At 31.3% G+C, this 21,485-nt stretch carries 21 protein-coding genes; 9 read left to right on the forward strand and 12 right to left on the reverse strand.

Going from position 1 to position 21,485, the window contains the following annotated elements:
- Positions 1-134: 134 nt before the first annotated feature.
- Entirely contained in the window at positions 135-1,310 is a 1,176-nt protein-coding gene (locus LOS86_RS04425; RefSeq protein WP_231843430.1) for a GlmU family protein, read from the forward strand.
- Here the strand turns inward: LOS86_RS04425 and LOS86_RS04430 are convergent, their stop codons facing one another.
- The gene (locus tag LOS86_RS04430) at positions 1,311-1,610 is read right to left on the reverse strand and encodes a hypothetical protein (RefSeq protein ID WP_231843431.1); all 300 of its coding nucleotides are present in this window, start codon (positions 1,608-1,610) and stop codon (positions 1,311-1,313) included.
- An 832-nt stretch (positions 1,611-2,442) separates the two neighbouring features.
- Between LOS86_RS04430 and mtaB the strand changes: the two genes are divergently transcribed.
- The gene (mtaB, locus tag LOS86_RS04435; protein ID WP_231843432.1) at positions 2,443-3,771 is read left to right on the forward strand and encodes a tRNA (N(6)-L-threonylcarbamoyladenosine(37)-C(2))-methylthiotransferase MtaB; all 1,329 of its coding nucleotides are present in this window, start codon (positions 2,443-2,445) and stop codon (positions 3,769-3,771) included.
- Between the two features lie 48 nt (positions 3,772-3,819).
- On the opposite strand, the gene LOS86_RS04440 is transcribed toward mtaB, so the two are convergent.
- Entirely contained in the window at positions 3,820-4,101 is a 282-nt protein-coding gene (locus LOS86_RS04440; protein WP_231843433.1) for an N-acetyltransferase, read from the reverse strand.
- Positions 4,102-4,153: 52 nt separating this feature from the next.
- Between LOS86_RS04440 and LOS86_RS04445 the strand changes: the two genes are divergently transcribed.
- From LOS86_RS04445 to LOS86_RS04455, 3 genes are read left to right on the forward strand one after another with little or no spacing between them, the layout of a single operon-like run.
- Positions 4,154-4,816: an alpha/beta hydrolase family protein gene (locus LOS86_RS04445; RefSeq protein ID WP_231843434.1), complete on the forward strand. Its 663-nt coding sequence runs from the start codon at positions 4,154-4,156 to the stop codon at positions 4,814-4,816.
- 15 nt (positions 4,817-4,831) lie between these two features.
- On the forward strand, positions 4,832-5,710 hold the full coding sequence (locus LOS86_RS04450) for a lytic transglycosylase domain-containing protein (protein ID WP_231843435.1): 879 nt from the start codon (positions 4,832-4,834) through the stop codon (positions 5,708-5,710).
- 7 nt (positions 5,711-5,717) lie between these two features.
- The gene (locus LOS86_RS04455) at positions 5,718-6,086 is read left to right on the forward strand and encodes a sulfite exporter TauE/SafE family protein (RefSeq protein ID WP_231843436.1); all 369 of its coding nucleotides are present in this window, start codon (positions 5,718-5,720) and stop codon (positions 6,084-6,086) included.
- A 44-nt stretch (positions 6,087-6,130) separates the two neighbouring features.
- On the opposite strand, the gene LOS86_RS04460 is transcribed toward LOS86_RS04455, so the two are convergent.
- A complete protein-coding gene (locus LOS86_RS04460) occupies positions 6,131-6,646 on the reverse strand; it encodes a DUF2892 domain-containing protein (RefSeq protein WP_231843437.1) in 516 nt (171 codons plus the stop codon).
- 166 nt (positions 6,647-6,812) lie between these two features.
- On the opposite strand from LOS86_RS04460, the gene rpmH reads away from it, so the two are divergent.
- Both rpmH and carB read left to right on the forward strand, forming a co-directional pair.
- Complete coding sequence (gene rpmH / locus LOS86_RS04465) at positions 6,813-6,974, forward strand: 50S ribosomal protein L34 (protein WP_007136275.1); 162 nt, start codon at positions 6,813-6,815, stop codon at positions 6,972-6,974.
- Between the two features lie 168 nt (positions 6,975-7,142).
- Positions 7,143-9,998: a carbamoyl-phosphate synthase large subunit gene (carB, locus tag LOS86_RS04470; protein ID WP_231843438.1), complete on the forward strand. Its 2,856-nt coding sequence runs from the start codon at positions 7,143-7,145 to the stop codon at positions 9,996-9,998.
- A gap of 164 nt (positions 9,999-10,162) precedes the next feature.
- On the opposite strand, the gene LOS86_RS04475 is transcribed toward carB, so the two are convergent.
- The 9 genes from LOS86_RS04475 to rsfS all read right to left on the reverse strand — a co-directional run bounded on the left by LOS86_RS04475 (position 10,163) and on the right by rsfS (position 17,398).
- On the reverse strand, positions 10,163-10,705 hold the full coding sequence (locus LOS86_RS04475) for a DUF4468 domain-containing protein (protein ID WP_231843439.1): 543 nt from the start codon (positions 10,703-10,705) through the stop codon (positions 10,163-10,165).
- Between the two features lie 546 nt (positions 10,706-11,251).
- Positions 11,252-11,803, reverse strand: coding sequence for an STM3941 family protein (locus LOS86_RS04480; RefSeq protein WP_231843440.1), 552 nt, complete (start codon positions 11,801-11,803; stop codon positions 11,252-11,254).
- A 34-nt stretch (positions 11,804-11,837) separates the two neighbouring features.
- A complete protein-coding gene (locus LOS86_RS04485) occupies positions 11,838-12,611 on the reverse strand; it encodes a superoxide dismutase (protein ID WP_309508785.1) in 774 nt (257 codons plus the stop codon).
- 12 nt (positions 12,612-12,623) lie between these two features.
- Complete coding sequence (locus LOS86_RS04490; protein ID WP_231843441.1) at positions 12,624-12,905, reverse strand: acyl-CoA-binding protein; 282 nt, start codon at positions 12,903-12,905, stop codon at positions 12,624-12,626.
- Between the two features lie 6 nt (positions 12,906-12,911).
- Positions 12,912-13,565 (reverse strand): phosphatidylserine decarboxylase family protein, encoded by a 654-nt coding sequence (locus LOS86_RS04495; RefSeq protein WP_231843442.1) that lies wholly within the window; start codon positions 13,563-13,565, stop codon positions 12,912-12,914.
- Positions 13,555-14,361: a phosphatidate cytidylyltransferase gene (locus LOS86_RS04500; RefSeq protein WP_231843443.1), complete on the reverse strand. Its 807-nt coding sequence runs from the start codon at positions 14,359-14,361 to the stop codon at positions 13,555-13,557. The genes LOS86_RS04495 and LOS86_RS04500 overlap by 11 nt, the downstream gene beginning before the upstream one ends.
- A gap of 2 nt (positions 14,362-14,363) precedes the next feature.
- The gene (locus LOS86_RS04505) at positions 14,364-14,969 is read right to left on the reverse strand and encodes an LUD domain-containing protein (RefSeq protein ID WP_231843444.1); all 606 of its coding nucleotides are present in this window, start codon (positions 14,967-14,969) and stop codon (positions 14,364-14,366) included.
- Positions 14,970-15,072: 103 nt separating this feature from the next.
- Positions 15,073-17,019: an ATP-dependent zinc metalloprotease FtsH gene (gene ftsH / locus LOS86_RS04510; RefSeq protein ID WP_231843445.1), complete on the reverse strand. Its 1,947-nt coding sequence runs from the start codon at positions 17,017-17,019 to the stop codon at positions 15,073-15,075.
- A gap of 7 nt (positions 17,020-17,026) precedes the next feature.
- Positions 17,027-17,398 (reverse strand): ribosome silencing factor, encoded by a 372-nt coding sequence (gene rsfS, locus LOS86_RS04515; protein WP_231843446.1) that lies wholly within the window; start codon positions 17,396-17,398, stop codon positions 17,027-17,029.
- Positions 17,399-17,483: 85 nt separating this feature from the next.
- On the opposite strand from rsfS, the gene LOS86_RS04520 reads away from it, so the two are divergent.
- Together LOS86_RS04520 and LOS86_RS04525 are read left to right on the forward strand one after the other, a co-directional pair.
- Complete coding sequence (locus LOS86_RS04520; RefSeq protein ID WP_231843447.1) at positions 17,484-18,215, forward strand: biotin--[acetyl-CoA-carboxylase] ligase; 732 nt, start codon at positions 17,484-17,486, stop codon at positions 18,213-18,215.
- Positions 18,216-18,320: 105 nt separating this feature from the next.
- The gene (locus LOS86_RS04525) at positions 18,321-21,479 is read left to right on the forward strand and encodes a cytochrome c biogenesis protein CcsA (RefSeq protein WP_231843448.1); all 3,159 of its coding nucleotides are present in this window, start codon (positions 18,321-18,323) and stop codon (positions 21,477-21,479) included.
- The last annotated feature ends 6 nt before the right edge of the window (positions 21,480-21,485 follow it).

Genomic DNA, 21,485 nt, shown 5'->3' on the forward strand with positions numbered 1-21,485 from the left:
TTTTTAAAAATAATAAGAAAGCTTCACAAAATGTGAAGCTTTTTTTATGGAATAAATTGTATTTTTGAATTTACAATTTGAAAAAACTTATAGTACAGACAAGTCATTGACTTGTCTCAACAAAAAACAAAAATATGAACTATATACTTTTTGACGGAACTGTTCGCAATGCGTTACTTCCATTTACTTTTACGCGTCCTGTAGCTGATATTCGTATTGGGATTTTAACAATTCGTGAAAAATGGGAGAAATATTTAGGTAATACAACCACTACGCTGACTGAGGAATATCTCATGGAAAAATATCCAATGGTGGAAATGGAAGAAAATATTATGATTAACGCTTCCTTTTTGCCTAATCCTATTTTAATTGATATGGTTCAAAATTTGAATCCGAAAGAAGCGATTCTTTTTGGAGAAGAAATCATTGCTTTCCATACCAATGATACACAAGAAGATATCGATTTTGATGAATATGAATTAATTGAATACGAAGGTGACGTTTTACGTATTGAAAATACTTGGGATATTTTTGCAAAAAATGATGCAGCTATTCGTGAAGATTTCGAATTATTAACGGAAGATCGATTTTCTCAACCCATTCCAAAAAGTGTTAATGTAATTGCTCCAGAAAATATTTTTATTGAAGAAGGAGCAAAGTTAGAATTTGTAACTTTAAATGCATCAACTGGGCCAATTTACATTGGTAAAAATGCTGAAATCATGGAAGGTTCTGTTATTCGTGGACCTTTTGCTTTGTGTGAAGAAGCACAAGTAAAATTAGCAACAAAAGTATACGGAGCCACTACTGTTGGACCACATTGTCGTATTGGTGGCGAAGTAAATAATTCGGTTTTATTTGGTTATTCTAACAAAGGACATGATGGGTTTTTAGGAAATTCAGTTTTAGGTGAATGGTGTAATATTGGTGCCGATTCTAATAATTCCAACTTAAAAAACAATTACGAAGAAGTACGTTTGTGGAGTTATGAAACGGAGGGTTTTGCTAAAACAGGATTGCAGTTTTGTGGTTTGATGATGGGGGATCACAGTAAATGTGGTATTAATACCATGTTTAATACAGGAACGGTAGTGGGTGTTTCAACAAATATTTTTGGTTCAGGTTTTCCAAGAAATTTTGTTCCGAGTTTTTCATGGGGTGGTGCTTCAGGATTTACGACTTATATAACTAAAAAAGCATTTGAAACAGCTAAAATAGTGATGAGTCGTCGTCATGTGGAATTCTCAGAACAAGATGCAAAGATATTAGAGCATGTTTTTGAAGAGACTAAAAAATATAGAAAAGAGTAATTAAAAATCGGGCTGTATTCCAACCCAATTCAAATTACTAACTATATAAATCAATAAAATCGCAACAATAATGGAAAGAAACGCTAATAGAATTTGACGTTTCTTTCTTTTTTTGTTTTTTGATTGCATACGAAAACGAATTGCTTCCAATTGTTCTGGAGTTGATTTAATAGGGTCGTGTCCAGGAGTTGAATCGTTGATTTTATAATCCTTCCAATTTAGACGATTTCGATTACCTCTTAATAATTTGTTATAAGCTAAGCTTTTTATAGCATGCATCATTGAACCCTCTCCAGCCATATTTTTTTTGTAGTTATACGTTTAATATGAAATAAAGTTACATTTTCCCACTTATTACCTACATTTTCCCACTTGTCTATTTAATTATTGTTGAAGTAACTTCTCTATTTACTTTTACTCCATTGAAAGAGATTTTTAGTTCTGTAGGGGGAATTTAAAAATTGTTAAGGCTAGATTTATCTAGCCTTTTTCATTTTAATAAAACTTGATTTATTATTTATATTCCCACTTATTACCTAAATCCGTACACTTATCTATTTCGGTTATCAATAGAAATGTAATGTTTGTAATTTTAACCCATAGAAAGAAATTTTTAGTTCTGTAGGGGGAATGTAAAAATTTTAAAAGGCTAGACAAATTGTCTAGCCTTTTTAATTTAATTCTGGTTTTAAAACGGATAAATATATACTCTTACCACTTATTACTTAAAATAATACGGTTGTCTATTTTGGTTATCTGCAGAAATGTATTGTTTGTAATTTTAACTCATAGAAAGAAATTTTTAGTTCTGTAGGGGGAATGTAAAAATTTTAAAAGGCTAGACAAATCGTCTAGCCTTTTTAATTTAATTCTGGTTTTAAAACGGATAAATATATACTCTTACCACTTATTACTTAAAATAATACGGTTGTCTATTTTGGTTAACTTCTGAAAAATATTGTTTGTAATTTTAACTCATAGAAAGAAATTTTTAGTTCTGTAGGGGGAATGTAAAAATTTTTAAAAGGCTAGATTAATCGTCTAGCCTTTTTATTTTGGCTTTTATCAATAATGTTTGTAATTTTGTCCATCTCAATTTTTTGACAACGATTTCATTAATTGAGTTTTACTTATGGAAAACAAGAAAAAAGTCGCATTCTACACTTTAGGATGCAAATTAAACTTCTCAGAAACGTCCACTATTGCACGTGATTTTCAAAATGAAGGTTTTGAACGTGTGGATTTCGAAGAAATTGCAGATATTTATGTAATTAATACTTGCTCGGTTACTGATAATGCCGATAAACAATTCAAGCAAATTGTAAAAAAAGCAATGAAGCTGAATGATAAAGCGTTTGTTGCTGCAGTTGGTTGTTATGCTCAATTAAAACCAGAAGAATTAGCTGCAGTTGATGGAGTAGATTTGGTTTTAGGTGCTACAGAAAAATTCAAAATCACCGATTATATCAACGACTTGTCGAAAAATGACATGGGTGAAGTTCATTCATGTGAAATTGAAGAAGCTGATTTTTATGTAGGAAGTTATTCCATTGGCGACAGAACTCGTGCCTTTTTAAAAGTTCAAGACGGTTGCGATTATAAATGTACCTATTGTACGATTCCATTAGCTAGAGGAATTTCTAGAAGTGATGCATTGGAAAATGTATTGAAAAACGCTAAAGAAATTTCAGAGCAAGGAATTAAAGAGATTGTTTTAACTGGAGTAAATATTGGCGATTACGGAAAAGGAGAATTCGGAAATAAAAAGCACGAACATACTTTCTTAGATTTAGTAAAAGCCTTAGATGAAGTAGAAGGAATCGAGCGTTTACGAATTTCTTCCATCGAACCTAACTTATTGAAAAACGAAACAATTGAATTCGTTGCACAAAGTAGAACATTCGTTCCGCATTTTCATATTCCATTGCAATCAGGTTCTAATGCTATTTTAAAGAAAATGAAACGTCGTTATATGCGTGAATTATATTCGGAACGTGTTGCTAAAATTCGTGAAGTAATGCCTCATGCTTGTATTGGAGTTGATGTTATTGTTGGATTTCCAGGAGAAACGGATGAGCATTTTTTAGAAACATATCATTTCTTAAATGATTTAGATATTTCCTATTTACACGTATTTACTTATTCGGAAAGAGATAATACCGAAGCAGTTGAAATGGATGGAGTAGTGCCAATGAATGTGCGTTCAAAAAGAAGTAAAATGTTACGAGGACTTTCCGTTAAGAAAAGAAGAGCGTTTTACGAAAGTCAAATTGGAACGAATAGAACGGTTCTTTTTGAAAGTGAAAATAAAGAAGGCTACATTCACGGATTTACCGAAAATTACGTAAAAGTAAAAACACCTTGGAATCCTGAATTGGTCAATACCTTGCACGACATTCAGTTGAAAAAAATTGATGAAGAAGGAAGTGTAAGAATAGAATTTTTAAACGTTGAAGCATAAAAAAATCCCGATTATTTCGGGATTCTTTGTTTATATGAGTTTTGAAAATTAAATCTTAATTCCAGGCGGCAACATCTCTTGAAATTTTCGATTTTTTCTAAAGAAACTAATGAATTTTGCGTGAGTTGGAACAACTTTTAGTTTTTTGCTTTCTGCAATTTCTAAAACAGCTTTGATGAATTCATTGTGTAATTCTTCATCTTCATTGTTATTACTGCAAAATTTAGTCAAAAACAACTTGCGTTCTTGAATAGAATATTCAATAGAAACCAATCCAGTTTCGGTAATAATTTCAAATTGTCTTAAAAGTTCATTATCTTTGATTTCCATGATGCCTTTCAATTTAGGTGCGAATTTACGAAACTTTTTTAAAATAATGGTAATGAGTAAGATTCCAATTTATTTTATGCCAGGCTTGGCTGCAAGTCCAACAATTTTTGAAAACATAAAATTACCAGAAGACCAATTTGAAATGCACTTTTTGGAATGGTTTTTGCCTAATGATAAAGAAAGTATCGAAAGTTACGCACTACGAATGACCGATAAAATTCAGCATGAAAATCCAGTTTTAGTTGGGGTTTCTTTTGGAGGGGTTTTGGTTCAGGAAATGGCCAAGCAAACGAAAGTTCGTAAAGTAATTATCATTTCAAGCGTAAAATCAAATACCGAGTTTCCGCAGCGGTTTAAAGTTGCGAAGACCACAAAGGCGTATAAGTTAATTCCAACCCAACTTTTGGCTGATATTGAAAAATTGGTTAAATATGCATTTGGCGATAATATTGTAGCGAAACGTTTAAAATTGTATGAAAAATATTTGTCGGTTCGCGATAAACAGTATTTAGATTGGGCTATTGAAACTATTTTGTGTTGGAAGCAAAAAGAAATTAACGAATCCGTAATTCACATTCACGGCGATGCGGATGAGGTTTTCCCAATTAAGAACATCGAAAAATGTATAGTGGTAAAAGGCGGAACTCACATCATGATTATTAATAAATTCAAGTGGTTGAATGAAAATTTACCAAAATTAATTCTAAACGATTAAAAAATGAAAAAGCATATGAAGAAGATTGTAATTTTAGCAACAGTTGTATTTTTAGCAAGTTTCTTGCTTTATGGAGTAGTTTCAGATGATACAAAATACTCGCCAGTAGGCTATAACTCAAAAATGGACTTTTCAGGTGAAGAAGTGCCTACTTTCATGGCGGATGTTCAAGAACGATTGGATAAAGAAATGGTAACCAATATGAATTATCATACCAATACGACTTTGGTTATCAAACGTGCGAATAAAGTATTTCCAATCATTGAGCCAATTTTAGCCAAATATGGTGTTCCTGATGATTTTAAATATTTAGCAGTAATTGAAAGTAGTCTAGTAAATGCAGTATCTCCAGCAGGAGCAAGAGGTGTTTGGCAATTTATGCCAGCTACGGCTAAAGAAAAAGGCATGGAAGTTAATGATGAGGTTGACGAACGCTATCATTTAGAAAAATCAACCGAAGCGGCTTGCAAATATTTAATAAGTGCAAAGGAAAAATTTGGAACTTGGACACTAGCTGCAGCTTCTTATAATGGAGGTATGAATGGAATTGCAAAACGACTAGAAGAACAACAAGTTGATAATTATTATGATTTATTACTTACAGAAGAAACTTCTAGATATGTTTTTAGAATTTTAGCCTTAAAAGAGATTATGACTAATTCAAATAAATACGGCTTTAGTATTCCAAAAGAAGCTTTGTATTATTCAGTTCCAACAAAAACAATTATCGTAGATTCTTCAATTACGAATTTGGCCAATTTTGCTAAAAGTCAAGGTGTAAATTATAAGATTCTTAAAATTCATAACCCTTGGTTGCGTGATAAAAAATTAACTAATACTACAGGAAAAAAATATGAAATCGAAATCCCAACCTCTGGATATCAAAAACAATAAGCGCAAAATGGATATTCAAATTGTCTTATCGTTAGTTTTAATTGGAGTGCTAGCAGGAATTTTAAGTGGTCTTGTTGGTGTAGGAGGAGGAGTTGTTATGGTTCCTTTGCTAGTTTTACTTTTAGGATTTAACCAACATCAAGCACAAGGAACGAGTTTGGCGGTTTTGGTAGTGCCAGTTACTGCTGTTGCTGTTTACACGTATCACAAAGAAGGTTTTATCGATTGGCGATATGTTGGAATTATAGCTTTGTTTTTTGTGATTGGAGGTTATTTTGGAAGTAAAATAGCAGTAGGTTTAGATCAAAAAATGCTTAAAAAAGTATTTGGATTAATTTTACTTTTGATAGCAGGAAAGATGTTATTAGGAAAATAAAAAAAAGCACCTTTAAGGTGCTTTCATTTTTTTAAAATGAGGAATTACATTTTCTTCATTTGGTCCTTCATCATTTTGATTTGGTCTTTTAACATGTTTTGCTTGTCTAATTTTTTAGCTTCGTTTAATAAATTAGTAGCTTCCATTTTTCTTCTTTTTGTCATGGCGATACCAGCTAATTGTAATTTTGCTAAAGCTAAATCTTGATCCATTGATAAGCCTAATGAAATCGCTTTTTTGAAATATTTTTCAGCTTCATTTAAATTGGTTTGCGATACCATTAATCCGTGCAAATAGTTAAAATAACCTTGTTGTTTTTTTACTAATGCGGCTTCCGGATTTTTAATATGAGCTAACCATTTTTGAGCTCCAGGAAAATCTTGCTTTCTTAATTTTAAAAAGGCTAATAAAATAAATTCATTTTTAAAATATAAGAAAATAAAAATGGTAGAGAATAATAATAAGAATATTCCGTTTCCAATGTTGTTTTCTGTGAATTGATAAATTCCGAATGCTATGATTAAGGCAGCTAAAACTAATTTGATATTTTTGTGAAACATATATTTATTTTTTGTTTGATGCAAAGGTAATAAAATCAATTAAAAATATTTTTAAAAAAGTACTTGCGAATGAAAAAAGTCTTTGTATATTTGCACTCGGTTTTCAGGAAAGGAAACCTACGAGTTTAAAAAAGAATTTTATTTATAGATTTTAAAAGATACTACAATGAGTAAGAGAACGTTTCAACCATCAAAAAGAAAAAGAAGAAATAAGCACGGTTTCATGGATAGAATGGCTTCTGCAAATGGAAGAAAAGTGCTTGCTCGTAGAAGAGCTAAAGGAAGACATAAATTAACTGTTTCTTGTGAACCAAGACACAAAAAATAATGTTTTAGCTTAAAACAATATATCAGCCGTTACTTTTATTAGTAGCGGCTTTTTTTTAAACTGTTTATAAAATTTGATAAGTTTTAAAATGCATTTTAGTGCAACCCTTTGAAAATTAGTAATTTTATAGTCGCAATATAACTACAACCCACAACAAACAACAACACAATGCCTAAAGACACTACAATTAAATCGGTTTTAATTATTGGATCTGGACCTATCGTTATTGGTCAAGCTTGCGAATTTGACTATGCAGGTTCTCAATCCGCTCGTTCACTTCGTGAGGAAGGAATAGAAGTTATCTTAATTAACTCGAATCCTGCTACCATCATGACGGATCCATCAATGGCAGATCATGTTTACTTAAAACCACTTACTACTAAATCAATTATCGAAATTTTAAAAGCGCATCCACAAATTGATGCTGTTTTACCAACAATGGGAGGGCAAACAGCACTTAATTTAGCCATAGAAGCGGAAGAAAAAGGAATTTGGAAAGATTTTGGAGTACGTTTAATTGGGGTTGACATCAACGCCATTAACATTACCGAAGATAGAGAAAAATTTAAAGTACTTTTAAATCAAATTGGAATTCCACAAGCGCCAGCTAAAACAGCTAATTCTTTCTTAAAAGGAAAAGAAATTGCACAAGAATTTGGTTTTCCTTTGGTAATTCGTCCTTCGTTTACTCTTGGAGGAACTGGAGCTGCTTTCGTACACAAGAAAGAAGATTTTGACGATTTACTAACAAGAGGTTTAGAGGCTTCTCCAATTCACGAAGTGTTGATTGATAAGGCTTTGCTAGGTTGGAAAGAATACGAATTAGAATTACTTCGCGATAAAAACGATAACGTAGTAATCATTTGTACTATTGAAAATATGGATCCAATGGGAATTCATACTGGAGATTCGATTACCGTAGCACCTGCAATGACTTTATCGGATACCACATTCCAAAAAATGCGCGATATGGCCATTTTAATGATGCGTTCTATTGGAAATTTTGCTGGTGGGTGTAACGTACAATTCGCAGTTTCACCAGATGATAAAGAAGATATCGTAGCAATTGAAATTAATCCACGTGTATCGCGTTCTTCGGCATTAGCTTCAAAAGCAACAGGTTACCCAATTGCAAAAATAGCAACGAAATTAGCTTTAGGATATAACTTAGATGAATTACAAAATCAAATTACAAAATCAACTTCGGCTTTATTCGAACCAACGTTAGATTATGTAATTGTAAAAATACCAAGATGGAACTTCGATAAATTTGAAGGTTCTGATAGAACGCTAGGACTTCAAATGAAATCGGTAGGAGAAGTTATGGGAATTGGACGTTCGTTCCAAGAGGCACTTCATAAAGCTACCCAGTCGCTTGAAATCAAACGTAATGGGTTAGGAGCAGATGGAAAAGGTTATAAAAACTACGAACAAATCATCGAAAAATTAACTTTCGCGAGTTGGGACCGAGTTTTCGTAATCTATGATGCTATTGCGATGGGAATTCCGTTAAGCAGAATTCATGAGATTACAAAAATTGACATGTGGTTCTTGAAACAATACGAAGAATTATTCCATTTAGAGAAAGAAATTTCGAATTATAAAGTAGATACATTACCAAGAGAGTTGCTTTTAGAGGCGAAACAAAAAGGATACGGAGACCGTCAAATTGCTCATATGATGGGTTGTTTGGAAAGTCAAGTGCATAAGTTGCGCGAAGAGCAAAACATCAAACGTGTTTACAAATTAGTAGATACTTGTGCTGCCGAATTTAAAGCAGTAACACCTTATTTCTATTCAACTTTTGAAGCCGAAATTGAAAAAGCTGACGGGACCAAATATGTTCATAACGAAAGTATCGTTACCGATAAGAAAAAAGTAGTGGTTTTAGGTTCAGGACCAAATAGAATTGGACAAGGAATTGAGTTCGATTATTCATGTGTTCACGGGGTTCTGGCTGCCAAAGAATGTGGTTACGAAACCATCATGATTAACTGTAATCCAGAAACGGTTTCTACCGATTTTGATACAGCCGATAAATTATACTTCGAGCCAGTTTTTTGGGAACATATTTACGATATCATTCAACACGAAAAACCAGAAGGTGTAATCGTTCAGTTAGGTGGACAAACGGCTTTGAAATTAGCAGAAAAATTATCGAAATACGGAATCAAAATCATCGGAACATCTTTTGATGCATTAGATTTAGCAGAAGATAGAGGAAGATTCTCAGAATTGTTAACGGAATTAAATATTCCTTTCCCAAGATTTGGAGTAGCTGAAAATGCTGAAGAAGCTGTAAAATTAGCTGATACTTTGGATTTTCCACTTTTGGTGAGACCATCTTATGTATTAGGAGGTCAAGGTATGAAAATTGTCATCAACAAGCAAGAGTTAGAAGAGCACGTAATCGAGATTTTAAAGCATATTCCAAATAACAAATTGTTGTTAGATCATTACTTAGACGGCGCTATCGAAGCAGAAGCGGATGCTATTTGTGATGCGGATGGAAATGTGTACATCATAGGAATTATGGAGCACATAGAGCCGTGTGGAGTGCATTCTGGAGATAGTAACGCAACATTACCACCATTTAATTTAGGTGAGTTTGTAATGCAACAAATCAAAGATCATACGAAAAAAATTGCGGTAGCTTTAAAAACGGTTGGGTTAATTAACATCCAGTTTGCTATAAAAGACGATACGGTTTATATTATTGAAGCGAATCCAAGAGCTTCTCGTACCGTTCCATTTATTGCAAAAGCGTATGGTGAACCGTATGTAAATTATGCAACAAAAGTAATGTTAGGTCACAATAAAGTAACTGATTTTACTTTTAATCCAAAATTAAACGGTTATGCAATTAAGCAACCAGTATTCTCATTTAGTAAGTTCCCAAATGTAAACAAAGCATTAGGTCCAGAGATGAAATCAACAGGAGAAAGTATTTTATTTATTGAAGATTTAAAAGACGATCAATTCTACGATTTGTACTCAAGAAGAAAAATGTACTTAACGAAGTAATAAAAATAGAAATCCTAATCGAAAGATTAGGATTTTTTTATTTTGGTATGGAATACAATTCTGCGAATCGAGTTACTCAATTTACACTTCGAACGATACATTGCCATTTAAAAAACAAAAAGCCTCAAATTAATGAAGCTTTTAGCATATATATTATAATCAAACTACCAGTCGCTTTTTGCTGCACTAGCTTTTGCCATTTCTTTTTTAATGTTGCTTTTAATAGTTTCAATTGTAGAATTGATCTCTGCATAATATGTTTTAAGATTTTCCATTAATTTTGGATTATCAACTGCTTTTTCGGAAGCCAATTTATCAAACATTTTCTCTACAGTTGTTTCAGCATTAGACTTGATAAAGATATTTTTTATTTCGTATTTGTATTTACCATCTTTTGACATAATAGAAATAGTATAAAATAATTTGACTTTTGTCTCGCTTCCGTTTGCCTTGATCGTCATGAAAGAATATTGGGTGTCAGTAACTGACAAAGCTTCTTTGTCTTGCTTAATCTTATCCTGTGTTTCTTTATAGATATTTACAAAGAACATTTTAGAGTTGTAAAACAAGTCATCTTTGGTTTTTCCTTCCGCAGATACTACTTCCGAGAAGATAATTTGCCCGTTTTCATTCAATGGGAAATCAAATTTTTCTTGGGCATTCATTGTGAACGTGGTGAATGCTAATAATAAAAGGATTTTTTTCATATTTATGGAGTTTGGTTAAATACTAGTTAGTAGAATACAATGATAATATAATTTTTTTAAAATAAAAAAACTTTAAAATAAATAAGCTTTTCAATTTAACCTATCATTAATTGAAACAAGTAATTTTGAATTATTATAATTTTAAAGCTTGTTTTAGATTTTTTAAAAGACCTATAACAGTGGGTTTTGATCTTAATCCGAAATTTAATGGTGATGCAATTTAGCATTTAGTAAGTTTCCAAATGTAAATAAAGCATTAGATCCAGATATGAAATCATAAGGATAAAGTACTTTATTTATAGAAGATTTAAAAGACGATCAGTTCTACGATTTGTTCTCAAAAAAAAAATGTACTTAATTAAGTAATAGAAATAGAAATCTCAATCTAAATTGAACATGATCCAAATTGTGTCTAACTTTTTTGTGCATGTTTAGAGATTAGTTTGGAATTTTTTAGGTCTGCAACCTTTTGATTTTTTATTGTTTAAGCTGAATTTTAAAATAGTGAGACTTTTGTGGGCTATTTATCTAATTATAAGTTCTTTACTATATGATTTTTTTGTTTTCATATTTATTTTCAATATTTCCTTTTTTTAAATAAATATTTAAATTTTTTACTAACTCACTTTTTTTACAACTAATTAACATAGGTTTTAATGAAAAAGTTCCATTAAAATATTTGGCATTCAATTTCATTATCAAACGTTTATATGAATTTGTTTCTTTTTTTAAAAAGAAGGATGGAGATTTGACTTCAATTGAAATGTGATTTGCAGGATAATTAAATTGATACTTTATTTTTTTTATTTCTGTCCAAGAATATGTTATGTTATTCACATTGTCAATTAATTCTTTTTCGGTTAAGATAAGTGCTGGTTTACCTTTGATTAAGTGTCTTGAAAATCGAAAAAGATTTGGAATAGCTTCGTTAGATATTATAAAAAGTAAAAATCCTAGAAAAATAATTGCTAAGTATGCTTTTACACTAAATAGAGCAACTATAATAATCACTAATATTATAAAAAGAAAAAGAAAAATAATCAAACTTACAATAATTGCTAAAGGAGAAAATTTATATTGAATTTCCTTTTGAAACATAATTATTTGATTTTATATATTTTAATTTTACCAACTAAATCTTACTTATAGCCGTTTCGTATTTAATATTTACCACATTCCAATCGATTATGTTGAAAATAGCGGTTAAATATTCGTTACGTTTGTTTTGGTAGTTTAAGTAATAAGCGTGTTCCCATACATCAATAGCTAAGATAGGTGTTCCTCTAACTTCGGCATTAGGCATTAAAGGATTGTCTTGGTTTGCAGTGCTGGTAACGGCTAGTTTTCCATCTCGAGTAACTACTAACCATGCCCATCCACTTCCAAATTGACCTGCAGCAGCATCTGTTATTTCTTTTTGTAAATTATCAAACGAACCGAATTCGGTTGTAATGGCTTCGGCAAGAGCACCTGTTGGAGTTCCGCCACCATTTGGATTTAAAATCTCGAAAAATAAGTTGTGATTATAGTAACCTCCCGCATTATTTCGGATGTCTTTATTATTTACGTCTAAGTTTTTTAGAATGTCTTCAACTGTTTTTAATTCTAAATCAGTTCCAATTACCGCTTTGTTTAACTTATTGGCATAGCCCAAATGATGTTTCGAATAATGAATTTCCATTGTTTTGCCATCAATATGAGGTTCTAGAGCATCATAAGCATATTTTAATCCGCGCATTTGGAAAATACCGCCTTCTGTTACTTTTACATCAGCAGGATTTCCTAAAGCTGAAATGGTGTTTTCTACTTCAGGTTCAGGGATTTTAACTTCAATAAGTTCATTTTCTTTTTTACAGCTTGTCATCATTAGTGATACACAAGCTACCCATAATAATGACTTTTTCATGGCAGTACTATTTTAAAGATTTCGTTCTTTTAATAATTTGTTGATGATTCGGATGTATTCACTTTTTGCTTCTTCTACAGTTAAGTGTTTAACTTGCATCCAAGCATTTAGTTTGAAAGCATTGATAATGTCTTGTGGATTTTGAAACATTAAAGGAGTTGTTGTTTCGGAAGTAGCTTGCTTGTACAAACCATACAATACCAATTGCATATCCTGAGGCACTGATTCTTGTGGGATCAATTGTGCATTAGCAAATGCTTCATTAAATAGTGTATTTAAATCCTTTTCGCTCATTTATTTTTATGCTTTTTTACTAATAACGGTTTTGTTTCCGATAGCTTTATCGCCTAATTTTACGTTGATTTCTGTACCTAATGGTAAGTAAATATCTACTCTTGAACCAAATTTAATAAATCCAGCATCTTTACCTTGAACCACGCGCATTCCTTCTTGAGCATAATTTACAATGCGTCTCGCTAAAGCACCTGCAATTTGTCGGTATAAGATTTCACCATAGATTCTATTATTAATAACAACGGTAGTTCTTTCGTTTTCTTCACTTGCTTTTGGATGCCAAGCTACTAAGTATTTTCCTGGGTGATATTTGCTGTATTTTACAACTCCATTTACACAATAACGAGTAACATGAACGTTAATTGGTGACATAAAGATGGAAACCATTAAGCGTTTGTCTTTAAAGTATTCAGGTTCAAATACTTCTTCAATAACCACTACTTTTCCATCAACAGGCGCTAAAATATGATTATCACTATTATCTGCAATTCGTTTTGGGTTTCTAAAGAATTGTAAAACCAAAAATAATATTACTAATGCAAATAAATATAAAACAGTACGTAACCAATTTATAGAAACAAAAGCATCAGATAAGAAAATAATTGCAACTACTAAAAGCAGCGTAATGAAAATGATTTTTGAACCTTCTTTATGAAACATAATATAAAATTAAATAAAATAAGTTAATAAATGGAATTACAAATATAATACTATCTAGTCGATCTAAAATACCTCCGTGACCAGGCATTATATTTCCAGTATCTTTTATGCCAGCTACCCGCTTAAGTTTCGATTCTATCAAATCGCCTAATGTACTGAAAATGCTTACTATAGCGGCAATTACAATCCAGATATAGAGCATAGAAGCCATAATGTAATAATTGGCTAATAACGTGCCTACGATTACAGTAAATACTAATCCACCAACGAAACCTTCTATAGTTTTTTTAGGAGAAACACTTGGGAATAGTTTATTTTTTCCTATGTTTTTTCCAACTAAGTAAGCAAAAGTATCGTTTGTCCAAATTAAAATTATAATTGAAATAAGGATTTTTGGATTATATCCTTTAACTCCCATTGCTACATAATTAGTTAAGATAAAAGGAAGAATTATATAGCCAAACAAAAGAAAATATCGGGTATAAACCTTGAAATGAGTTTTATTTGTGTTGAATAAATATAAAAGTAATTTTATTGAGATAATAATTGAAATTGCTGTTAAAGTTGTATTTATGTTTACGTCTATATTCTTATTCCATAAGTAATAATATAAACCTCCAGCAATGGGAATACTTACGTATAAGTTTAAATCGCACATTTTACAGAATTCGTAAACTCCAATCACTAAAAAAGCGCCAAAAAGAATAGCCAAACCCTCTTTTGAATACGATATACAGCCCAATAGTAATACTACATAAACTGCCCCAGATAATGCTCTTTTTAGCGTTTCGTTCATTATTATAAATCTTCTAAAAGAAGTAGGTAAAGATTTTTATGGCAACTTCCATAGTGAAGAAAATCTTGTTCTTTTACTTCTTCAAAATATTTTATGGTAGTAATATTAGAAGGATAATTTTTTTCGTGAGTGCTTTTTATTCGCCTCAATCCATCACTTTTGCTGTTTACAATTTGACTCGTAGTAGCAAAAACAATCATGTTTGTAGGAAGTTCGTTTGGTTTAAAATGTTTAAATTGATAAGAAGAAAATAATATTGAACCTTCATCTGCAATTAAATTTTCACATGATGAAAGAAAAAATAGCGGGTTTGATGAATCGTCATACGTTAATTTATTTTCGTTTAATAAATAAAGTAATCGATTGTCAAAGCATTGTGCGTTGCATTCAAACCAATCATTTTCAGCTAATATGTTTTCGAAATTTTCTGAAATTTCATCTAAATTTTCACAATAGATAAATTTACCTCCATTTTCTTTAAAATTGAAAGTGAACTGTTCGTCTATAGGTAAAGAGATATCAGGAGTATAAGGACTCTTAACTTCTTGTTTTTTGTCTTTGTCTTCCTCTTCTGATGATGTCCCAAATAGTTTTCTAAAAAGACTCATGTATCTTTATTAGGTTTTTAACTGTGAAAATCAAAGATAAAAAAAATCTTAGTTCTAAACATACAGAACTAAGATTTTTATTAAAATTAATTTGTTGATAAGTCTATTCTTCTGTTGTAGTGTTTTCAGTAGTAATTTCAGTAGTAGTTTTTACTTCTTTGTCAAAAGGTCTATTACCAAAAATATTTTCTAAATCGTCTTTGAAAATCACTTCTTTTTCAATCAGAATATCCGCTAATTGAGTTAATTTTTCTTTATTAGTTTCTAATAAATGTATTGCTCTTTCGTATTGCTCTTCGATTAATTTTGAAATTTCAGTGTCAATTACTTTAGCTGTTTCCTCTGAATAAGGTTTTGAAAAATTATAATCAGATTGTCCAGACGAATCGTAATAGGTAATGTTTCCAAGCTTGTCATTTAAACCATAGATCGTTACCATTGCTCTAGCTTGACGCGTTACTTTTTCTAAATCACTTAATGCACCTGTTGAGATTTTATTAAAAATTACTTTCTCTGCTGCACGACCTCCCATGGTTGCACACATTTCGTCTAACATTTGTTCTGGTCTAACAATTAAACGCTCTTCTGGTAAATACCAAGCAGCACCTAAACTTTGTCCACGCGGAACAATTGTTACTTTAACTAATGGCGCAGCGTGTTCTAACATCCAACTTACCGTTGCGTGACCTGCTTCATGTATAGCAATGGCACGTTTTTCTTCTGGCGTTACAATTTTATTTTTCTTTTCTAAACCTCCTACAATTCTATCAACAGCATCAAGGAAATCTTGTTTGTCAACAGCTTTTTTATCTTTACGAGCAGCAATTAAAGCAGCTTCGTTACAAACATTGGCAATATCAGCACCTGAAAATCCTGGTGTTTGTTTCGCTAAAAATTCAGTATCTAATTCCTCTGATTTTTTCAAAGGTTTTAAATGCACTTCAAATATTTCTTTACGTTCTCTAATGTCTGGTAAATCAACATAAATCTGTCTGTCAAAACGACCAGCACGTAATAAAGCTTTATCTAAAACATCGGCACGGTTGGTGGCTGCTAAAACAATTACATTTGAATTAGTACCAAAACCATCCATTTCTGTTAGTAATTGGTTTAATGTGTTTTCTCTTTCATCGTTAGCACCTGTCATGTTGTTTTTTCCACGAGCTCTACCTACGGCGTCAATTTCATCTATAAAAATGATGGAAGGCGATTTTTCTTTTGCTTGTTTGAATAAATCTCTTACACGAGAGGCACCAACTCCAACAAACATTTCCACAAAATCAGAACCTGATAAAGAGAAGAAAGGTACTTTAGCTTCACCTGCAACTGCTTTTGCTAATAATGTTTTTCCAGTTCCTGGAGGTCCTACTAGCAAAGCTCCTTTTGGGATTTTACCTCCAATTGAAGTATACTTTTCTGGATTTTTTAAGAACTCAACAATTTCTTGAATTTCTTCTTTGGCACCTTCTAATCCGGCAACGTTTTCAAAAGTAACTCTAGTATCGTTTTTTTCATCAAATAATTTAGCTTTCGATTTTCCAATGCTAAATATTTGACCTCCGCCACCACCAGAACCACCTGACATTCTTCGCATCATAAAAATCCAAATCCCTATAAATAAGATGATAGGTAAAAGCATAGATAATACTTCACCCCACATGCTTTCAGGCTCTTTTTCATAAGAGTTGATTTTTTTTGCAGCATCTGCTTTTGCTAATGATTCTTGAAAAGTTCTTAAATCACCAATTTCAAAGTAATAATGAGGTCCTTTAACATTTAGTTTCTTAGTGATATCATTTTTTACTTTTTCGTGTCTTTTATCTTGTAAAGCTTCTTTTTTTAAGTAAACAGTAGCTTTTGTATTGGTAAAAGTTACCTTATCTACTTGGCCTGCTTCTAAAAATTCATTAAACTTAGAAAGACTAGTTTTTCCAGGATTGCTTAAATCAATTCCATCAGTAAAAAGTTGAATGGTAAAAAAAATAGTCAAGACAAGTACAATACTCATCCACGGACTAAACTTAAAGCCAGAATTATTATTTTGTGCCATAAAATTTTTAGTAATTAGTGTCTATGGTAGTTATTTTAGCATCTCCCCACAAACTTTCAATGTTGTAGTATTCTCTAATATGTTTTTGAAATACGTGTACTACGATACTTACATAGTCCATTAGTACCCATTCGCCATTTTGTTCTCCTTCTACATGCCATGGTTTTTCTTTTAATTCTTTAGAAACCACTTTTTGAACTGAGCCCACAATAGCATTAACTTGTGTATTTGAATTACCGTTACAGATTACGAAATAATCACAAACAGTGTTTTCTATTTCCCTTAAATCAAGGATGTTAATATCATTTCCCTTTACGTCTTCAATTCCTTTGATGATAAGTGCTAATAAATCATCATTATTCGTATTTTTTTTCGTCATGTAATATTTATCATTTTATGCAAAGGTATCATTTTTTGTCATTATTTTTGAACCTTAACATAAGATTAAATTTTGTTGTTTATTTATGAGAATAATCAAACTCAATGCCATAGGTTCAACTAATCATTTTTTGAAAGAACTTTCTTCTCAAGAAAGTTGTGAAAATTTTACCGTTGTTAGTACAGAATTTCAAACTGATGGTAAAGGTCAAAGAGGTTCGGGTTGGTTGTCTGAGGTTGGTAATAACTTGACTTTTAGTGTTTTGTATAATCAAAAACTTAAAGAATTTTCTAGTTTATTTACACTAAATATTATTGTAGGACTTAGTATTGTTGAGGCATTACAATTAGTAAGTGATTTGAATTTTTTCATTAAATGGCCAAACGACATTTTGGCAGAAAATAAAAAAATTGGTGGCATATTAATAGAAAATACTTTTAAAAATTCTAATGATGTACAATCCATTATCGGAATTGGGTTGAATATAAATCAATCCCAATTTGAAAATTTACCTCAAGCTTCCTCATTATTTTTGTTAGAGAATAAATTTTTTTACAGAGAAGCAATTCTGGTGTCAATAATTAATAAATTAGAACATAATTTAAATCAGTTACCAATTTTAGGGGAAACATATTTTTGGGATCTCTATCATTCGTTTTTGTTTAAGAAAGAGGTGGTTTCAACTTTTGAATCTGTTGATGGAAACCGATTTGTGGGTAAAATTAAAGAAGTTACTCGCGATGGTAAATTAGCGGTTTTACAAGAAGATGATTCAATTCATTTTTATGATATAAAGGAAATTAAAATGTTGTATTAAACGTTAAACAGGTTGTAAATCCTCAAACCTTTGTTAAATTATCAAATTATTTTTTGATTTTAAGTACATTTGTACCAATAAAAATCTGAATTCCAAAATTATCTCATGGAGAAAAAAATACTATCCCTGTTATCTTCCACACGTTTAATGGCTGTTTTGTTTATTCTATTTGCTTTAGCCATGGCTGCAGGAACTTTTATAGAAGATGCTTATAATACAGATACTGCTCGACTAATTGTTTATAATGCGGTTTGGTTTGAAGTTATAATGGTATTTTTTGTAATTAACTTTTTAGGTAATATCAAACGCTATCAATTACACAAAAAAGAAAATTGGGCTACTTTAATTTTACACCTTTCTTTTATTTTAATAATCGTTGGAGCTTTTGTTACACGTTATATTAGCTACGAAGGAATGATGTTAATAAAGGAGGGAGAATCGAGTACAGTAATTTATTCTGATAAACCTTATTTAACTGTTTTAGTGGATGGAAAACATGAAGGTCAAATGCGTCGTAAAACTTTTGAAAAAGGGTTGTATTTAGCACCAGAAGTTCAAGATGATTCCTTTTTGAACATGTTTGCAAGTAATCATTTTTCGATTGATGGGGAATTTAGTGGTATTCCATTTGAAGTGGAACATCAAGAATTTATTATGAATGCTTCTGAAACAGTTGTACCATCTGAAACGGGACAATTGATGATTAAAATGGTGGAGTCGAGTGGAGGAACGCGTCACGAACATTACTTAAAAGAAGGCGAAGTTCAAAATTTACATAACGTACTTTTTGCTTTTAATAAATACACAGAAGGAGCAATTAACATTACAAAAATTGCAGAAGCTTACACTATTCAAACTCCTTTTGAAGGGGATTTTATGCGAATGGCAGATAAATTACAAGGTAAAGTTGTAAAAGATTCGGTACAACCATTAATGTTACGTTCCTTATATAATATAGGAGGAGCTCAGTTTGTATTCCCAGAACCTGCGATTAACGGAGAATTAACTTTCAAATCAAATAACGATTTCAAAGATAAGCAAACAGATGATGCGCTAAAAGTAAAAATCAAAACACAAGGAAAAGAAGAAACAGTAACACTAATTGGTTCAAGAGGAAAACAAGGTGTACCACAAAGTGTTAAAATTGGGGATTTAGAATTTACGATCTTCTTTGGAAGTAAAATTTACAATACACCATTTACGGTAAAATTAGATGACTTTATTGCAGATAAATATCCAGGAACAGAGAAAAGTTATTCGGCATTTAAAAGTAAAATTGAAGTAATTGATGCAGAGCAAGGAAAAACTTTTAAAGACAGTGTTTACATGAATCATATTCTAGATTATAGAGGTTTTAGATTCTTTCAGGCAGGATTTGATCCAGATGAAAGTGGTACCCATTTATCTGTTAGTCATGATTTTTGGGGAACTTGGATGACTTATATTGGGTATTTCTTGCTGTATTTTGGTTTAATGGCTATTTTATTTACTAAAAACAGTCGATTTTCGAGTTTAAAGGAAAAATTAGATAAAGTGAAAGCTAAAAAAGCAAGTTTGTTAAGTGTATTTTTAATTTTATTTTCAACAGTAACATTTGCGCAAGAGCACAATCACCAACCTAAAAAGGAAGAGATTCTAGAATTATTAAAGAAATACGAAGTTTCTGAAGAGCACGCAAGTGAGTTTGGTAAAGTTGTTATTCAAGATAACGGACGTATGAAACCTATCAATACGTTTTCTTCCGAATTATTACGTAAGGTGTCAAAAAGCGATACATATGAAGGAATGAACTCTGACCAAGCTTTTTTATCGATGACCCAGTTTCCTCAATATTGGTATAATTTACCGATCATCTACTTAAAAAGAGGAAATGATAGTATTCGAAAAATAATTGGGATAGAAAAAGATGTTAAATATGCACCTTTAATTTCCTTTTTTGATGAAGCAGGAAGTTATAAGTTATCAAAATATTTAGAATCTGCTTACAGTGAAGCTGTTCCTAATCAATTTCAAAAAGATTTTATTGAAGCAGATAAAAAAGTAAACCTATTATATTCGGCTTTAAGTGGTCAAATTTTGAAAGTTTTTCCTGTGCCAGGTGATAAATCAAATAAATGGGTTTCTTATTTAGAACTAAATCAACCTACAGGTACCGCTTTGGATTCAATAAAAAATGTCATGCCGTTTTACTTGAATGCTTTAGAAAAAGCATCTCAAAATGAAGATTATAAATTACCAAGTAGTTTGTTGAAAGGGCTTACAGAATATCAAAAAAAATACGGAAGTGCAGTAATGCTTCCAGAAAGTAAAATCAATTCTGAAATCACATACAATAAATATGATATTTTCAAGAGATTATATTACTTGTATATGATAGCAGGTGTATTAATGTTGGCTTTCTGTATTGTTCAATTATTTGATAATTCAAAATTTATAAAAACTACCATTTCTATTTTTCATATTTTAATTGGTGTATTTTTTACACTTCATTTAGCTGGACTGGCAATTAGATGGTACATTTCAGGTCACGCGCCTTGGAGTGATGCATATGAAAGTATGATTTATGTAGCTTGGGCAACAATGTTCTTTGGTTTGGCATTTGGTAGAAAATCAAAGCTTACGGTTGCATCTACAGCATTTGTAACTTCGATGATTTTAATGATTGCACATTGGAATTGGATGGATCCTTCGATTGGAAACTTACAACCGGTTTTAAATTCGTATTGGTTAATGATTCACGTTGCTGTAATCGTGGCAAGTTATGGACCATTTACTTTAGCGATGGTTTTAGGTTTAGTTGCTTTATTCTTGATGATTTTCACTAATGAAAAGAATAAAGAAAGAATGAAATTAAGCATCGATGAGATAACTTTCATCAACGAAATGGCGTTAACGGTTGGTTTGGTTATGTTAACGATTGGAAACTTCCTTGGAGGACAATGGGCAAATGAAAGTTGGGGACGCTATTGGGGTTGGGACCCAAAAGAAACTTGGGCGTTAATCAGTATTATGGTGTACGCTTTTGTAATTCACGCTCGTTTTGTGCCTGCTTTAAGAGGAAGATGGATTTATAACGTTATGAGCGTTTTAGCTTTTGCTTCAATTTTAATGACGTATTTTGGAGTTAACTTCCACTTAAGCGGATTACACAGTTATGCTTCAGGAGAAAAACAAAATGTTACCTACTACATTTATATTTTATTAGGAGTATTGATAATAGCAGCATTGGCTTATTTTCCATATAAAAAGTATTATAAAAAATAAGAATTT

It is taken from the genome of Flavobacterium cyclinae (assembly GCF_021172145.1).
Lineage (GTDB): Bacteria > Bacteroidota > Bacteroidia > Flavobacteriales > Flavobacteriaceae > Flavobacterium > Flavobacterium cyclinae.

Bases quoted from the DNA above. Each gene is read 5' to 3' on its own strand.
- LOS86_RS04445 (WP_231843434.1), top strand. From the start codon at position 4,154: ATGAGTAAGATTCCAATTTATTTTATGCCAGGCTTGGCTGCAAGTCCA.
- LOS86_RS04525 (WP_231843448.1), top strand. From the start codon at position 18,321: ATGGAGAAAAAAATACTATCCCTGTTATCTTCCACACGTTTAATGGCT.
- LOS86_RS04520 (WP_231843447.1), top strand. From the start codon at position 17,484: ATGAGAATAATCAAACTCAATGCCATAGGTTCAACTAATCATTTTTTG.
- rsfS (WP_231843446.1), bottom strand. From the start codon at position 17,398: ATGACGAAAAAAAATACGAATAATGATGATTTATTAGCACTTATCATC.
- LOS86_RS04425 (WP_231843430.1), top strand. From the start codon at position 135: ATGAACTATATACTTTTTGACGGAACTGTTCGCAATGCGTTACTTCCA.
- LOS86_RS04475 (WP_231843439.1), bottom strand. From the start codon at position 10,705: ATGAAAAAAATCCTTTTATTATTAGCATTCACCACGTTCACAATGAAT.
- LOS86_RS04455 (WP_231843436.1), top strand. From the start codon at position 5,718: ATGGATATTCAAATTGTCTTATCGTTAGTTTTAATTGGAGTGCTAGCA.
- LOS86_RS04500 (WP_231843443.1), bottom strand. From the start codon at position 14,361: ATGAACGAAACGCTAAAAAGAGCATTATCTGGGGCAGTTTATGTAGTA.
- LOS86_RS04495 (WP_231843442.1), bottom strand. From the start codon at position 13,565: ATGTTTCATAAAGAAGGTTCAAAAATCATTTTCATTACGCTGCTTTTA.
- LOS86_RS04505 (WP_231843444.1), bottom strand. From the start codon at position 14,969: ATGAGTCTTTTTAGAAAACTATTTGGGACATCATCAGAAGAGGAAGAC.
- LOS86_RS04490 (WP_231843441.1), bottom strand. From the start codon at position 12,905: ATGAGCGAAAAGGATTTAAATACACTATTTAATGAAGCATTTGCTAAT.
- LOS86_RS04480 (WP_231843440.1), bottom strand. From the start codon at position 11,803: ATGTTTCAAAAGGAAATTCAATATAAATTTTCTCCTTTAGCAATTATT.
- ftsH (WP_231843445.1), bottom strand. From the start codon at position 17,019: ATGGCACAAAATAATAATTCTGGCTTTAAGTTTAGTCCGTGGATGAGT.
- LOS86_RS04485 (WP_309508785.1), bottom strand. From the start codon at position 12,611: ATGAAAAAGTCATTATTATGGGTAGCTTGTGTATCACTAATGATGACA.
- LOS86_RS04450 (WP_231843435.1), top strand. From the start codon at position 4,832: ATGAAGAAGATTGTAATTTTAGCAACAGTTGTATTTTTAGCAAGTTTC.
- carB (WP_231843438.1), top strand. From the start codon at position 7,143: ATGCCTAAAGACACTACAATTAAATCGGTTTTAATTATTGGATCTGGA.
- LOS86_RS04460 (WP_231843437.1), bottom strand. From the start codon at position 6,646: ATGTTTCACAAAAATATCAAATTAGTTTTAGCTGCCTTAATCATAGCA.
- LOS86_RS04430 (WP_231843431.1), bottom strand. From the start codon at position 1,610: ATGGCTGGAGAGGGTTCAATGATGCATGCTATAAAAAGCTTAGCTTAT.
- LOS86_RS04440 (WP_231843433.1), bottom strand. From the start codon at position 4,101: ATGGAAATCAAAGATAATGAACTTTTAAGACAATTTGAAATTATTACC.
- rpmH (WP_007136275.1), top strand. From the start codon at position 6,813: ATGAGTAAGAGAACGTTTCAACCATCAAAAAGAAAAAGAAGAAATAAG.
- mtaB (WP_231843432.1), top strand. From the start codon at position 2,443: ATGGAAAACAAGAAAAAAGTCGCATTCTACACTTTAGGATGCAAATTA.